This window comes from Pseudomonas sp. ICMP 8385, assembly GCF_002699915.1.
GTDB lineage: Bacteria > Pseudomonadota > Gammaproteobacteria > Pseudomonadales > Pseudomonadaceae > Aquipseudomonas > Aquipseudomonas gessardii.
The window spans coordinates 1-14,127 of sequence record NZ_LKBY01000168.1 but is presented as its reverse complement, the minus strand read 5'-3'; the positions used below and the strand labels follow the sequence as shown (position 1 = coordinate 14,127).

The 14,127-nt window shown below is 50.5% G+C and carries 13 protein-coding genes and 2 pseudogenes; 10 read left to right on the top strand and 5 right to left on the bottom strand.

Annotation, left to right across the window (positions count from 1 at the left end; translation table 11 throughout):
- Together AO268_RS31300 and AO268_RS31295 are read left to right on the top strand one after the other, a co-directional pair.
- The gene (locus AO268_RS31300; protein WP_099170834.1) at window positions 1-1,785 is read left to right on the top strand and encodes a GMC family oxidoreductase; all 1,785 of its coding nucleotides are present in this window, start codon (window positions 1-3) and stop codon (window positions 1,783-1,785) included.
- 12 nt (window positions 1,786-1,797) lie between these two features.
- The gene (locus AO268_RS31295; protein WP_099170833.1) at window positions 1,798-3,051 is read left to right on the top strand and encodes a c-type cytochrome; all 1,254 of its coding nucleotides are present in this window, start codon (window positions 1,798-1,800) and stop codon (window positions 3,049-3,051) included.
- Window positions 3,052-3,105: 54 nt separating this feature from the next.
- Here AO268_RS31295 and AO268_RS31290 read toward each other — a convergent pair whose 3' ends face one another.
- Window positions 3,106-3,570, bottom strand: a complete 465-nt coding sequence (locus tag AO268_RS31290; RefSeq protein ID WP_099170832.1) for a hypothetical protein — start codon at window positions 3,568-3,570, stop codon at window positions 3,106-3,108.
- On the opposite strand from AO268_RS31290, the pseudogene AO268_RS31285 reads away from it, so the two are divergent.
- The 5 genes and pseudogenes from AO268_RS31285 to AO268_RS31270 all read left to right on the top strand — a co-directional run.
- Window positions 3,569-3,823, top strand: a pseudogene (locus AO268_RS31285) (PA0069 family radical SAM protein); the annotation flags it as partial. The gene AO268_RS31290 and the pseudogene AO268_RS31285 overlap by 2 nt on opposite strands.
- Before the next feature lie 630 nt (window positions 3,824-4,453).
- Window positions 4,454-4,987: a hypothetical protein gene (locus AO268_RS31280; RefSeq protein WP_141562875.1), complete on the top strand. Its 534-nt coding sequence runs from the start codon at window positions 4,454-4,456 to the stop codon at window positions 4,985-4,987.
- Window positions 4,984-5,400, top strand: a complete 417-nt coding sequence (locus tag AO268_RS31275; protein WP_099170830.1) for a hypothetical protein — start codon at window positions 4,984-4,986, stop codon at window positions 5,398-5,400. The genes AO268_RS31280 and AO268_RS31275 overlap by 4 nt, the downstream gene beginning before the upstream one ends.
- 121 nt (window positions 5,401-5,521) lie before the next feature.
- Window positions 5,522-5,881 (top strand): hypothetical protein, encoded by a 360-nt coding sequence (locus AO268_RS32595; protein ID WP_141562874.1) that lies wholly within the window; start codon window positions 5,522-5,524, stop codon window positions 5,879-5,881.
- Window positions 5,882-6,230: 349 nt separating this feature from the next.
- Window positions 6,231-7,271, top strand: coding sequence for a hypothetical protein (locus AO268_RS31270; RefSeq protein ID WP_141562873.1), 1,041 nt, complete (start codon window positions 6,231-6,233; stop codon window positions 7,269-7,271).
- A 69-nt stretch (window positions 7,272-7,340) separates the two neighbouring features.
- Here the strand turns inward: AO268_RS31270 and AO268_RS31265 are convergent, their stop codons facing one another.
- Complete coding sequence (locus AO268_RS31265; RefSeq protein WP_099170828.1) at window positions 7,341-9,056, bottom strand: recombinase family protein; 1,716 nt, start codon at window positions 9,054-9,056, stop codon at window positions 7,341-7,343.
- Between the two features lie 38 nt (window positions 9,057-9,094).
- On the opposite strand from AO268_RS31265, the pseudogene AO268_RS31260 reads away from it, so the two are divergent.
- The 3 genes and pseudogenes from AO268_RS31260 to AO268_RS31250 form a co-directional block, all read left to right on the top strand.
- A pseudogene (locus tag AO268_RS31260) lies at window positions 9,095-9,931 on the top strand (PA0069 family radical SAM protein); the annotation flags it as partial.
- 220 nt (window positions 9,932-10,151) lie between these two features.
- Window positions 10,152-10,883, top strand: coding sequence for a carbonic anhydrase (locus tag AO268_RS31255; protein ID WP_076963351.1), 732 nt, complete (start codon window positions 10,152-10,154; stop codon window positions 10,881-10,883).
- Between the two features lie 84 nt (window positions 10,884-10,967).
- On the top strand, window positions 10,968-12,527 hold the full coding sequence (locus AO268_RS31250) for a SulP family inorganic anion transporter (protein WP_099170827.1): 1,560 nt from the start codon (window positions 10,968-10,970) through the stop codon (window positions 12,525-12,527).
- A 35-nt stretch (window positions 12,528-12,562) separates the two neighbouring features.
- On the opposite strand, the gene AO268_RS31245 is transcribed toward AO268_RS31250, so the two are convergent.
- The 3 genes from AO268_RS31245 to AO268_RS31235 all read right to left on the bottom strand — a co-directional run bounded on the left by AO268_RS31245 (window position 12,563) and on the right by AO268_RS31235 (window position 13,909).
- On the bottom strand, window positions 12,563-13,438 hold the full coding sequence (locus AO268_RS31245; protein WP_099170826.1) for a transposase: 876 nt from the start codon (window positions 13,436-13,438) through the stop codon (window positions 12,563-12,565).
- Complete coding sequence (locus AO268_RS33460) at window positions 13,362-13,544, bottom strand: IS110 family transposase (RefSeq protein WP_257154494.1); 183 nt, start codon at window positions 13,542-13,544, stop codon at window positions 13,362-13,364. The genes AO268_RS31245 and AO268_RS33460 overlap by 77 nt, the downstream gene beginning before the upstream one ends.
- Window positions 13,545-13,732: 188 nt before the next feature.
- A complete protein-coding gene (locus tag AO268_RS31235) occupies window positions 13,733-13,909 on the bottom strand; it encodes a hypothetical protein (protein WP_176561432.1) in 177 nt (58 codons plus the stop codon).
- Window positions 13,910-14,127 lie beyond the last annotated feature (218 nt).

The window sequence follows — 14,127 nt, the reverse complement described above, 5'->3', positions numbered from 1 at the left end:
GTGGCGACCATCATGAAGAAAGTCGATGCAGTCATCGTTGGCTTTGGCTGGACTGGCGCGATCATGGCCAAAGAGCTGACGGAAGCCGGCTTGCACGTGGTAGCGCTGGAGCGCGGCCCGATGCAGGACACCTACCCGGACGGCAATTACCCACAAGTGATCGATGAACTGACCTACAGCGTGCGCAAAAAGCTGTTCCAGGACATTTCCAAAGAAACCGTGACCATTCGCCATAGCATGAATGACATTGCCTTGCCCAACCGGCAGTTGGGTGCCTTCCTGCCGGGCAATGGCGTGGGCGGCGCGGGCCTGCATTGGTCGGGCGTGCATTTTCGGGTGGACCCCATCGAATTGCGCATGCGCAGCCACTACGAAGAGCGCTACGGCAAACACTTCATTCCCAAGGACATGACCATCCAGGACTTCGGCGTCAGCTACGAAGAACTGGAACCGTTCTTTGACTATGCCGAAAAGGTCTTCGGCACCTCTGGCCAGGCCTGGACCGTGAAGGGCCAACTGGTGGGTGAAGGCAAGGGCGGCAACCCTTATGCGCCGGATCGTTCCAGCCATTTCCCACTGGAGTCGCAGAAAAATACCTACTCGGCGCAGCTGTTTCAGCAGGCCGCCACTGCCGTGGGCTACAAACCCTACAACCTGCCTTCGGCCAATACCTCGGGGCCCTACACCAACCCCTATGGCGCGCAGATGGGCCCGTGCAACTTCTGCGGGTTTTGCAGTGGGTATGTCTGCTACATGTACTCCAAGGCCTCGCCCAACGTGAACATCCTGCCGGCCCTGCGCCAGGTGCCGAACTTTGAGCTGCGGCCAAATTCCCACGTGCTCAAGGTCAATCTCGACAGCAGCAAGCGCAAAGCCACCGGCGTGACCTATATCGACGCCCAGGGCCGCGAGATCGAGCAACCGGCGGACCTGGTGATTCTCGGCGCCTTCCAGTTCCACAACGTGCGCCTGATGCTGCTCTCGGGCATCGGCAAACCCTATGACCCGATCAGCGGCGAAGGGGTGGTGGGCAAGAACTTCGCCTACCAGAACATGGCCACCATCAAGGCCTACTTCGATAAAGACGTGCACACCAACAACTTTATCGGCGCCGGCGGCAATGGCGTGGCGGTGGACGACTTCAACGCCGATAACTTCGACCATGGTCCTCATGGCTTCGTTGGCGGCTCGCCGATGTGGGTCAACCAGGCGGGCAGCCGGCCGATTGCCGGCACCTCCAACCCACCGGGCACGCCGGCCTGGGGCAGTGCGTGGAAGCGCGCCACGGCCGATTACTACACCCACCAGGTGTCGATGGATGCCCACGGTGCCCATCAATCCTACCGGGGCAACTACCTCGACCTGGACCCGGTTTACCGCGATGCCTACGGCTTGCCGCTGCTGCGCATGACCTTCGACTGGCAGGAAAACGACATCAAGATGAACCGCTTCATGGTCGAGAAAATGGGCAAGATCGCCGAAGCGATGAACCCCAAGGCGATTGCCGTGCTCGGCAAAAAAGTCGGCGAGCACTTCAACACCGCGTCCTACCAGACCACCCACCTCAACGGTGGCGCGATCATGGGCACCGACCCGAAGACCAGCGCATTGAACCGCTACCTGCAGTGCTGGGATGTGCACAACGTGTTTGTCCCAGGGGCGTCTGCTTTCCCACAAGGCCTGGGTTACAACCCTACGGGCCTGGTGGCGGCACTGACCTATTGGTCGGCCCGGGCGATTCGCGAGCAGTACCTGAAAAATCCCGGCCCGCTGGTTCAGGCATAAGGAGCGACGAGCATGAAAGCATTTGTTATCGCGACCCTGGCCCTGTTCAGCAGTTGCTCGGTGAGCGCCGCGCAAACGGATCTGATCAAACAGGGCGAATACCTGGCCCGCGCCGGTGACTGCGTGGCCTGCCATACCGCCAAGGGCGGCAAGCCGTTTGCCGGTGGCCTGGCGATGGAAACCCCGATCGGCGTGATCTACTCCACCAACATCACCCCGGACAAAACCGGCCTGGGGGACTACAGCTTTGCAGACTTCGATAAGGCCGTGCGCCATGGTGTCGCCAAAAGCGGTAGTACCCTTTACCCGGCGATGCCCTACCCGTCTTACGCACGCGTCAGCGAAACCGATATGCAGGCGCTGTATGCCTACTTTATGAACGGCGTGGAACCGGTCGCCCAGGCGAACCAGGACAGTGATATTCCCTGGCCCTTGAGCATGCGCTGGCCCTTGGCGGCATGGCGCTGGCTGTTCGCGCCCGAGGTGGCGGGCTATCAGGCCCCGGCCGGGGCCGACCCGGTGATCAGCCGGGGCGCCTACCTGGTGGAGGGCCTCGGCCACTGTGGCGCCTGCCACACCCCGCGGGCCCTGACCATGCAGGAAAAGGCCTTGAGCGCGTCGCAAGGTGCGGCGTTCCTGTCCGGCAGTACGCCCCTGGAAGGCTGGATCGCCAAAAGCCTGCGCGGCGACCACAAGGATGGCCTGGGCAGTTGGAGCGAAGAGCAACTGGTGCAGTTTCTCAAGACCGGTCGCAGTGATCGCAGCGCAGTGTTTGGCGGTATGAGCGATGTTGTCGTACACAGCATGCAGTACATGTCTGAAGACGACCTGAACGCTATCGCCCGCTACCTCAAGAGCCTGCCGGCGGTGGACCCCAAGGATCAGCCGCACCAATACGACAAGCAAGTGGCCGAGGCGCTGTGGAAAGGCGATGACCGCCAGCCGGGCGCGGCGGTGTACATCGATAACTGCGCGGCCTGCCATCGTACCGATGGCCATGGCTACACCCGGGTGTTCCCGGCGCTGGCGGGCAACCCGGTGGTGCAGACGGCGGATGCCACATCGTTGATCAACATTGTGTTGAATGGCGGCACCCTGCCGGCCACTCACGCTGCGCCTTCTACCTTCACCATGCCGGCCTTTGCCTGGCGGCTGTCGGATCAGGAAGTGGCGGATGTGGTCAGTTTCATCCGTGGCAGTTGGGGTAACCAGGGCGCGCCGGTGAAGGCCGGTGATGTGGCCGACCTGCGCAAGCAGGCGCCATAGTCAGGTGGCGGCATTGGTGCCAGGCAGTGCCAATGCCGTCCCGCAGGGCCTGTTTCAGTTGCTCATATCCAGTTTGATTTTTGAGGCGGCAGTAGCAAGTTCGATAAGCAGCGCTTTGTCTTGAGCATCAACGTCGTTGTCTTGATCAATATCGCCATGGGCAGAGACTTTTGTGAACTCCCCTGTTGCAGGGTTCTTCGAGACACGCACGCCATATGAGCTCTGGATTTGCGGTAAGAACGTTTCTGGGTTCATCGTTGTGGTTATGAACTCAATCACGGCCGCATCTTTGTTAATGGTGACCATGATGCTTTTGGTTATTTCATGGGGGGTCATGATGGTTTCACGCCTCGGATGTGGGCTGACGTGATTACCGTACGTTGGCGAGCCAATGGCTTCTACTGTCAGAGATGACAGGTGGATATATATCCAAGGTCGCACGCCAATCGTCTGTTGGCCCTGTACACACTGCGAAATCTCGAATACTGTTTTTATATACAGTATTGGGGCTATCTTCATGTCTATCACCATGCCACCACGCGGGCGAGGCACCGCCACCAACCTGCACAATCGTTTCGCGCCCACGGTCAGTGTGGCCGAGGACGACGGCTGGTATCAGGAAGTACCGCCAACCCAGGGCACCGAAGTGCGTATCGAGACGGCGAAGACCATCATCACCCGCAACACCTCGCCGGACCTGCCATTCGACCGCTCCATCAACCCTTACCGGGGCTGTGAGCACGGTTGTATATATTCTGCGATAAGACCCACGCCCAAGCGACGCGTAGTCGTGGGCGCTGTCTGGGCACGGGTTGCCCCTTGACCGTCGCCCGTAGGGCTTACCACGACGGTCATAGAGATGGGTGAATCATCCAGCAGGGCTAGCCGAATAGCTTTTATCGCTTTTAAGGCTTTTGGCCCCCAACCGGGGGGTTTGGGGGGGATTTCACAAAACATAAAAGTAAATAACGGCAGTACCTGCCGCATAGGAAACAACTAAAAAATTCAAGATATTTTCAATTCAATTAAAATTTAAAAAATAAAATGCTACTGTTTAGTTAAAGCACTTTTATATCCAATTTGCATAGTAAATTACCCCATCTCTTAAAGGTCTTATTAAAGTCTTACATCTTAAGAACCTCTCAATGCCAATAAAATCAATACTTACAAGAAATATAAGTTGATGATTTAATCAACCGAAGTTGATTTTTTAATCAACTGCAAGTTGACGATTTAATCAACCAGAGTTGACGATTTAATCAACTATTAAAAATGGCTATTTCACCTAGAAATAAAGCTTTGAGAGAGTTTTCTCAAAAAAAACAATTATTTCTCACTTACGTCTACTTTTTATTAATTCAAATGTTACTCTATTTATATAAACATAATATATGGTGCATTAATGAATGATTCGATGGGCGGTTTAGAAATAGAAAATGATGATGATGGAAGTATCGGCGCTTTACAAAAAGAGCTTTTAAAGAAAGAGTTGAATGATAAAACATTAGAAGCAGTTAATGACTTGTTAAGCGAAGAGCAAGCCGATATTAGTGTCAATGTAAATGTGAAGAAAAATAAACCAAAAGTGATTTTGGGGCAGTTCTTTATAGTTTTTGCAGAAAATCTTTTACAGCTTGATTTAAAACCCACTGAATTCAAAGTCGTAATTTATATTCTCAAAATGATGGATTATGGAAATTTAGTAAGTCTTAAACAATCAACAATTGCAAAAGATTTAAAACTTGATAAAAGCGCTGTTAATAGAGCGTGGAAAGTTCTTATTGCTAAAAAAGTACTTATAGACAACGGGCATATTTATTTTAATTCCAATTTTTGCACAAAGGGCTTATCAAGCTCATTAGATAAAGAAAGAATTGAGAATCTAAAGCGTAGTAATGTTTCTGATGAAAATATAAAGAAGATGTTGAATCTATGAACGGCGATAATGGATTTGGGGTTTTCGTCATACTGTGTTTGGTCTTTATCTTTTTGCACCAGTCCGGCGAAGATAGAAAAGTTAATGTACAAGAGATTCAAAAGCGACAAGTAGAGCTTGCACAGCAAAAAGCACAAAAAGAAGCTTATGCAAAAGCAGCAATTGCTAAAAAACAAGCAATTGCAAATGCAGAAGCTGATTGTAGAGATAGAAAATACATCGAGGGTGGGAAAGGCGCGCCAATCAAGATAACGCATTACTATGATTTTTTGTGGGTTGAAAAAGACGTAGCTGTTTGCAAAGAATCAATATCAAAACGTAAAATTGTTGGGCAGGGTAATGAAGATTTTTTCTATATCTCTGATTCTGAAACTGAAAAAAAGGCTGTTGATGTTCAGACATACAGATTTTAGATTGTTTTCGTTTGCGGCAGGTACTGCCGTTATTTACCTTCTCCCCCCTTCCCCCCGCAAGGGGGGTTAAAAGGTAAGTTAGAGCATCGTAATTGTATAATAATAGAAAATACAAATTACTATGAATGAAATAGAAGTTAGAGCAAAAGCAGAAAGTCTCATTAGCTCGATTAGAGACTTGAAAGTTATCAGCGCATTTCAAGTATTGTTGAATAATGCAAATGATATTCAGCAACTACTTTTGCTGATTGAACTTGTCGAAACATATAAATCAAGTTCGAAAAATAAAGAGCAAGAAATAATTAAGAAAGTAATTTTTCTTGGTCAAGAACGTAGCAATATGTCTGAACGTCTTGCTTTGGTTTTTATTGTGAACGACGTTGTACGTCTATTTTTTTCTCGTAAAGTGGCTTTAAAATCGACTGTTGAAAAACAGCGGATTTTAAAAACACATAGAGATAAATCTTTTAGACGATTTTGATTCTATGCCTTTGCCTTTGCCTTTGCCTTTGCCTTTGCCTTTGCCTTTGTTTTTGCTTTTGGGTCCGGGGTATCCCCGGCAAGTAGGAAGGCGCTAGCCGTCAACCCGCTAGGGTTGTCCTATCTTGAACTCGATTTATTCGGATGAACAACTATGAAATTTCGTTGTTACGATATGTTATTATAAAAGCATAACAACTTTAAACTAAAATGAATAACCTATATTTACCCTGTACAAGCTGTAAGAAAAAAACAAAGCATGGTTTACTATGGCATGTAGAAATAGACTTTGAAGTTCCAAGATTTTCAATTGTTTGTAAGACATGTCGAACAAGATTTGAAGGTTCGATATGAGTATTAAAAACTGGACTGTAACTACCGAGCGTGTCAAAAACAAAGATGTTGGATTGTCTGAATATGCTAGTTATTTAGCAAGTGCGAAGCACAAGAATCATAAAAACACGACTATCTACGCACTGTTTAACTCTGACGTAAATACGTTTCTTAATAACACTATTCAAGAAACGATTACATTTGACGCAAAAAATAAAAAAGGCGGTAGAAAAGTTGAGTCTTTTGCTCAATCTTTTAATTTCATATTACCGCCACCCCATCAGCCTACGGCTGAACAATGGACAAGAATATCAAAAGATTTGGTCAATACAATTCACAAAGAATTAGAGATTAAAGAAGACGTGAATCGTTTTGGTCGAGCGTGTTTTTTGAATATACACGACCAGGCAAATCCTCACTTAAACCTTCTTGTACCTCGTATTTTTGCCGGGGAGAGATTGGCTGATTTAGATAGAAAGAACGTTTTAGCGAAATTGAAATTACAGTTTAATCAATCAGTGTTGAAGCATTGTAATATCGATCATACACACCACAAGCCTTTGAGAGTCAATATTGGTAGACGTAAGACTGCACAACGTTACGAGTATGACAAAGCAAAAGAAGAAGCTAAAAACGCTTCAAAACTCGTTTTAGAAGCGCAGAACGTAACGACTGTGGCGGTTCTTGCACAGAAAGAAGCAGAGACAAAATTGAAAGAATTAGAGATTAAAGAGATTGAATTGGACAATAAAAAATCTCAAATAATGCTTGAAAAAGCGAAACTAAATTTCATCGTAAAAGCGTTTAATGATTTTAAATCGAGTTTAATTTGTTGGGTGAACAGCATAAGAAATGATTCGACTCTTGATGTTTTGATTAACAGGCAAGACGTTGAGGAAAAAGCAAATCGTATTGTTGAAAGTGATAAAGCTGATGAAAGTAATATTCTGCTTGTTGATAATATGATTGATGCAGAAGTTTCAGAGCTTGAAAAAGAGGGTTTGGAAGTAACAAGACCTACATATCGCAGACGTTACAAGCTTAATAGTTCCACGTGAAACATTTTCGAATCGAAGTCCTTTTGGTTAGACAATTTTCAATTGTCCAACTAAAAGGACTCACTGTATCTATTTCAGAATCATTTTTTGATGCATATCTTCTAAGATTTGGAGATAAAGTTCTGCACCACCTGACTGTTCACCTACGTCCTTAATTAACTCACTTTCTACAATAACCCTCACCGCTCCATTTTTAAATCTTACTATCATTGTGGGGGTTAAAGTGGAGCGTTTATCTTCAACGCCAGTAATAGAGTTTTTCTTTGAATAACCACGGCAAAAAAATTGGATATTCTCAATTAGCTGTTTCAGATGATTGTTAATATTAATTCTTTTTCGTGTTGCTTCATCACTCTTGTCATTGAGAAGCTCTAAAATATTTTCCTGGTTGAAATTTTTAGATGCTTCAATCTGTGCTACTGACGTTTCTTTTTCATTTTTTAGCTTTTTGAGCGTGTTGGTTTGTTCACGCTGTAACGTTTCAAACTCGATAAGCATTTCGTTCAGTGTGTCAGATATATGTTTGCCAGTGCGAAGCATTTCTCTGATTTGCTTCTTTAACTGTTCAAGCTGATGGTTCGTATTTTTTAAGGCTCTTTCAGCATCTTTGATTGAGTTGTTGAGACGCAAAATATTTTCATCATTTTCAAAAATTTCGGACAAATTTAGCCTGTCCGTTTTTTCAAAGAAAAACTGCATTGCTTGACTTGCGTTGTAGGTGAGGCGTTTACCTAGTGTGCATTTTCCTGTCTTGCTGTTAGTACAAACAAGGTATTGTTTGTTTTCTCTGCTTGTTCCTGATTTATCCATAAATCGAACAGTTCCGCCGCAATGATAACAAGTAATAAATCCTTGGAAAATATTCAAACGTGATTTATTGAATCGTCCAGAGAAAGGTTTTCTTCCCAATATTTTTTCTTGAACTTCTTCAAAAATAGCTTTATCTACAATTGAGGGGTAATAGTCTTGAATTGTTGGACCTTCTGGCATTAGCTTCATCTGTCCCATTTCACTTTCGTGAAATTTCATGGGTTGATGTTCGCCAATAACCTTTCTGTTTTTTAGTAAATACTGTATTTGATGGATTGAGTATTTTTTTTCGTCAGGTCCAAGCCAATCATTAACGGTTCTTGCTGTTTCGCTTAAACCTTTTGATAAAGCTAAATCGAAAATTTTTCTAATTTTCCGAGCTTCATTTTCTATGACAAAGAACTTTGCTGGTTCATCACCTGGTCGAGCTTTAACGACGCCGGAAACACCTATCCAAGATGGTGTTTTTTTGGTTTTAACAGCCTTGGTCTTGCGCATTTCATCACGATGAATATTCCAAGCAGAACTTGTAAAATCGCTTTTCCGTGATGATTCTGCGTTAGCTCGTTCAAATTCAATTATTGCAATAAAAAAATCAGATGATAAAAGCGTATCTTTTGAGTAGATTTTTCCCGTGTCTAATACAGCAATATCTATACCTCTATTTAATAAGTTAAGAAAAATCTGTGTTGATTTAATTACTTTTTGTCTTGAAAGTCGGTCGAAATTTTCAATTAGTAGGATTGAATTTTGGTCGATTAACCCTTGCTCCACCAAGTCAATAAAATCACCCAATTGACCTTGTTTAGAGTTTTTACCCCGAAAAGCTGAAACGCCCAAATCTTCCAAGGTCGTATCTACTACAAGATTGTGCTTATCAACAAAATGCTGAATATCGCTCTGTCTAGCGAAGCTAGTGCCTAGCTCTTGCTTTTTATGACTGAAACGTATGTATGAGTAGCATTTGCGTTGCATTTTAGACGCTCCGAGCTTTCGAGTGTCTTATAGCGTAGCACAGGTGCATTTATTGTTATGCGCGGCCCAGCCATGCCTATTGGGACATGTCCCCGGGCCTGGACTTTGAAACCAGACTGATCGCCAAGAGCAACGCCGCCCAGGTGCTGGAGCAACAACTGTCCAAGCCCGGCTATGTGTGCGCGCCGATCAACCTGGGTTCCAACACGGACCCCTACCAACCCATCGAACGTGAATACACGATCACCCGGCAGATCCTGGAAGTGCTGCTGCGCTATCGCCACCCGGTGACCATCGTGACCAAGGGCTCGCTGATCCTGCGTGACCTTGACCTGCTCACGGCGCTGGCCCGCCAGCGGCTGGTGGCGGTGATGATCAGCCTCACCAGCCTGGACGATGAGCTCAAGCGCATCCTGGAGCCCCGGACGGCGGCGCCCAAGGCGCGGCTGCGGGCGATCCGGGTGATGCGCGGGGCGGGTATCCCGGTGGGCGTGCTGTGTTCGCCGATGATTCCGATGATCAACGACAGCGAACTGGAAAGCCTGCTGGCCGAAGCCCATGCTGCCGGGGCGCAGAGCGCGGCCTATATGATGCTGCGCCTGCCCCTTGAGGTGGCGCCGCTGTTCGAGGAGTGGCTGGCGGCCCATTACCCGCAACGGGCGGCCCATGTGATGAGCCTGGTGCGTCAGGTGCGCGGTGGCGAAGTCTATGACAGCCGCTTTGGTGTACGTATGCGCGGTGAGGGGCCGTTTGCCGATTTGCTGGCACAACGATTTGCCAAAGCGATCAAGCGCTTGGGGCTCAAGCATCGGGAGGGGTTCAATCTTGATTGCAGTGCATTCTGCCCGCCCGGCAGGCAACTGGCTTTGTTGTAGACTGACACAAATATATGCGTTGCCTTGTCAGGGTGGTCGCGATTTGACATCACTGAAACCCGCGAAATAGAGCGGTTCATTCAGTTTGAGTTAAGTTTCGGCAGGTACTTTGTTCATCGAGTGACTGATGGGGCGGCGGTGCAGGCGGGACACTTTTTTGTGTGGTTTCCCCTGCTATGCGCGTCGACCTGAACTGCAAAACTCCCCGCGAGGATGAATCATGAGTGACAAGGATAAACAGCCGTTGGCTGCGTCGGCTTCAGCCCCCCACGAGGCGGAGTCCGCCGATGCAGCGCTGCAACACATTGTTGATGGTTTTTTGCATTTCCATAACGAGATCTTTCCCCAGCAGGAAGAACTCTTCAAAAAGCTCGCCACGGCCCAGAGCCCACGGGCGATGTTTATCACCTGTGCCGACTCGCGCATTGTTCCCGAACTGATTACCCAAAGCTCCCCGGGCGATCTGTTCGTCACCCGTAACGTGGGTAACGTCGTGCCGCCCTATGGGCAGATGAACGGTGGTGTGTCCACGGCCATCGAGTACGCGGTGCTGGCCCTGGGCGTGCAGCACATTATTGTCTGTGGCCACTCCGATTGTGGTGCGATGCGGGCGGTGCTCAACCCCCAGAGCCTGGAAAAAATGCCCACGGTCAAAGCCTGGCTGCGCCACGCCGAGGTCGCCAAGACCATGGTCCAGGACAACTGTGATTGCGCCAACGAAGGCGAAAGCATGCAGGTGCTGACCGAAGAAAACGTCATCGCCCAGTTGCAACACTTGCGCACCCACCCTTCTGTGGCTTCGCGCATGGCCAATGGTCAACTGTTTATCCATGGCTGGATCTACAACATCGAGACCAGCGAGATCAAAGCCTACGATGCGGACCAGGCTACGTTCCTGCCGTTGAACGGTTCGCTACCGATCCCTTCGGCGACGCCAAAAGCGCGCTTCTAAAACATTCCCTGCCGGGTAACGCGATGGCTGCCATGGATGCAGCCAGGCCTTGCCACGCCCGGCGAATGCCTCGGGAGAGTCATTATGCGTGCAGCTCAATTAAAAACAGTGCTGCCACGGGAGCTGTTGGCTTCGGTGGTGGTGTTTCTGGTGGCCCTGCCCCTATGCATGGGAATCGCCATTGCCTCGGGCATGCCACCGGCCAAGGGCCTGATCACCGGGATCATTGGTGGCCTGGTGGTGGGCTGGCTGGCCGGCTCGCCCCTGCAAGTCAGCGGCCCGGCGGCCGGCCTGGCGGTGCTGGTGTTCGAGCTGGTGCGCCAGCACGGCATGCTGATGCTTGGGCCGATCCTGCTGTTGGCGGGCTTTCTGCAACTGGTGGCCGGGCGCCTGCGCCTGGGCTGCTGGTTCCGGGTGACGGCGCCGGCAGTGGTCTATGGCATGTTGGCGGGGATTGGGGTGTTGATTGTCCTGTCGCAAGTGCATGTGATGCTCGATGGGGTGCCCAAACCCTCGGGGCTGGATAACCTCGCGGCCTTCCCCGCTGCGCTGGCCCAGGCCATTCCCGGCCTGGGTGGCGGGCTCGGTTGGCAAGCCGGCCTGCTCGGGTTGGCGACGATTCTGGTTATGTGGTTGTGGGATAAGTTCCGCCCGCAAACACTGCGCTTTGTCCCGGGCGCGCTGCTGGGCGTGGGCCTGGCGACCGTGACCAGCCTGGTGTTGGCCTTGCAGGTCAAGCGTGTGGAAGTGCCGGAAAACCTGGCCGATGCCATTGATTGGCTGCGTCCCAGCGACCTGCTGAACCTGGCCGATCCCAGCCTGTTGATCGCCGCCTTCGCGGTGGCCTTTATCGCCAGTGCCGAAACGTTGCTCTCGGCGGCGGCGGTGGACCGCATGCACAACGGCCAGCGCTCGGACTTCGACAAGGAATTGTCCGCCCAGGGTGTAGGCAACATGCTCTGCGGCCTGGTGGGGGCGTTGCCCATGACCGGGGTGATCGTACGCAGTTCGGCCAACGTCCAGGCCGGGGCGACCACGCGCTTGTCGGCGATGTTCCATGGCCTCTGGCTGCTGGCCTTTGTGCTGTTGCTGTCGAGCGTGCTGCAAAGCATTCCGGTGGCGAGCCTGGCGGGGGTGCTGGTATACACCGGGATCAAGTTGGTGGACCTCAAGGCATTCCGTGGCCTGGCGCGTTATGGCCGGATGCCGATGTTCACCTACGCGGCCACGGCCCTGGCGATCATCTTGACCGACTTGCTGACGGGCGTACTGGTAGGTTTCGGGCTGACCCTGGTGAAACTGGCGTGGAAGGCTTCACGCTTGAAAGTCAGCCTGATCGACCTGCCCCAGGACGGTGAAATGGAGTTGCGCCTGATTGGTGCCGCGACGTTTCTCAAGGTGCCTGCCTTGACCCAGGTGCTGGCGAGCGTGCCGGCGGGGACCACGGTGCATGTGCCGCTCAATAACCTGAGTTACGTGGATCATTCGTGCCTGGAGTTGCTGGAGGAATGGGGGCGGGCCAATGCGGCCAAGGGCTCGACGCTGGTGATCGAGGCGCGGGGGTTGAAGCGTAGGCTGGAAGGGCGGATACGGACCACGACCCGGATCGGCTCTGCCCCGCAGCTGGCTGACGAAACCGGATAAAAATGTGGGAGCAACTGTCTTCAACATGCCATTCGTCACCTCCATTCGGTGCCGTCACGCAGCATGGCATTCAGTCTGATAAGCAGTATCCGCATGCAGGCAATCCTCCATTCGGTGCCGTCACGCAGCATGGCATTCAGTCTGATAAGCAGTATCCGCATGCAGGCAATGAGCGCGACTTTCGCGCTCTTGCCTCTCTCGCGCAGAGCCTCGTAGCGAGTTTTGAAGTCAGCTTGATAGCGGATCACAACCCAGCTAGACATGTACAACGCATGTCGTACGCGGCCTCTTCCTCCGTAAATTTGCCGTGTTTTGAAGTCAGCTTGATAGCGGATCACAACCCAGCTAGACATGTACAACGCATGTCGTACGCGGCCTCTTCCTCCGTAAATTTGCCGTTTTCCGTTGTGATTTCCACTGTCGTCGTTATACGGCGCGATTCCCGCCAGGGCCGCAACTTCCCTGCGATCAAGCTCACCGAGCTCCGGCAGGTAAACCAGCAAACTGGCAGCAGCCACCATGCCAATGCCTTTCACAGACATAAGTCGGTTGGCTTTTTCCGCGTCGAGCTCAAGCATGCTGTGAGTGATGTATTTTTCAAGTGCCTTAATCTGCGTTTTTAGGTAGCGAATATGGTCTTGGGTGGCCGTGACAACCGCTGGCAACTGGGCTTGCTGAAGCCGACGCTTGTTATCGTCGCGCTGCTGAACGAAGTGCTCGCGCAACTGAATCAGTTCACGCAGCGCCTCACGCTCAGGCGAAATGCGTTTTTCACGAGACCCATGAAGAACTTCGGCGAAATCGGCCAGAACAGCCGCATCAATCGGATCAGTTTTAGCCGTCTTGCCCATTGCCACGGCAAAGGCTCTGGCTATGAAGAACTTCGGCGAAATCGGCCAGAACAGCCGCATCAATCGGATCAGTTTTAGCCGTCTTGCCCATTGCCACGGCAAAGGCTCTGGCCCGGCGAGGATTGATCCGGAGTACGTTGAAATTTGCCTCCTGAAGCGCTGCCATAACCTGGCGCTCATAGCCTCCCGTAGCCTCAAGCAACACCCNTCCGGAGTACGTTGAAATTTGCCTCCTGAAGCGCTGCCATAACCTGGCGCTCATAGCCTCCCGTAGCCTCAAGCAACACCCGGCCAACCTCGAAGCATCCTAAGCGTTTGATCAGTTCAGCAAAGCCTTCAGAAAGGTTTGAAACCTCAAATCCTTCGCCCTGAGGTTGAACCCAGACAACAAGATTTGATTTGGATATTTAAGCGTTTGATCAGTTCAGCAAAGCCTTCAGAAAGGTTTGAAACCTCAAATCCTTCGCCCTGAGGTTGAACCCAGACAACAAGATTTGATTTGGATATATCGATGCCGACCCAGGAAATCATGGCAAAACCCTCTTACACTCAGGAGTGAGAGCACTCTGGCTTAGCCCACGCTTGTGATTCGAGTGGCGCTCGTTCAACTGTTCGGGCTTATGGGCCAGAGTGGAAAGGTGGATGGCAGCTTTGCTCCCACTCGTGCTTCTAGCACTGCGGACTTACAGCTTGCCATCCACCCCTCTCACCTCAGAGTTTATTCCCAGATCAAGACACAAGCGGGCTTG

Coding starts and splice junctions, on each gene's coding strand:
- AO268_RS31295 (WP_099170833.1), top strand. CDS start 1,798: ATGAAAGCATTTGTTATCGCGACCCTGGCCCTGTTCAGCAGTTGCTCG.
- AO268_RS31290 (WP_099170832.1), bottom strand. CDS start 3,570: ATGAAGATAGCCCCAATACTGTATATAAAAACAGTATTCGAGATTTCG.
- AO268_RS31280 (WP_141562875.1), top strand. CDS start 4,454: ATGAATGATTCGATGGGCGGTTTAGAAATAGAAAATGATGATGATGGA.
- AO268_RS31275 (WP_099170830.1), top strand. CDS start 4,984: ATGAACGGCGATAATGGATTTGGGGTTTTCGTCATACTGTGTTTGGTC.
- AO268_RS32595 (WP_141562874.1), top strand. CDS start 5,522: ATGAATGAAATAGAAGTTAGAGCAAAAGCAGAAAGTCTCATTAGCTCG.
- AO268_RS31270 (WP_141562873.1), top strand. CDS start 6,231: ATGAGTATTAAAAACTGGACTGTAACTACCGAGCGTGTCAAAAACAAA.
- AO268_RS31265 (WP_099170828.1), bottom strand. CDS start 9,056: ATGCAACGCAAATGCTACTCATACATACGTTTCAGTCATAAAAAGCAA.
- AO268_RS31255 (WP_076963351.1), top strand. CDS start 10,152: ATGAGTGACAAGGATAAACAGCCGTTGGCTGCGTCGGCTTCAGCCCCC.
- AO268_RS31250 (WP_099170827.1), top strand. CDS start 10,968: ATGCGTGCAGCTCAATTAAAAACAGTGCTGCCACGGGAGCTGTTGGCT.
- AO268_RS31245 (WP_099170826.1), bottom strand. CDS start 13,438: ATGCGGCTGTTCTGGCCGATTTCGCCGAAGTTCTTCATAGCCAGAGCC.
- AO268_RS33460 (WP_257154494.1), bottom strand. CDS start 13,544: ATGGCAGCGCTTCAGGAGGCAAATTTCAACGTACTCCGGATCAATCCT.
- AO268_RS31235 (WP_176561432.1), bottom strand. CDS start 13,909: ATGATTTCCTGGGTCGGCATCGATATATCCAAATCAAATCTTGTTGTC.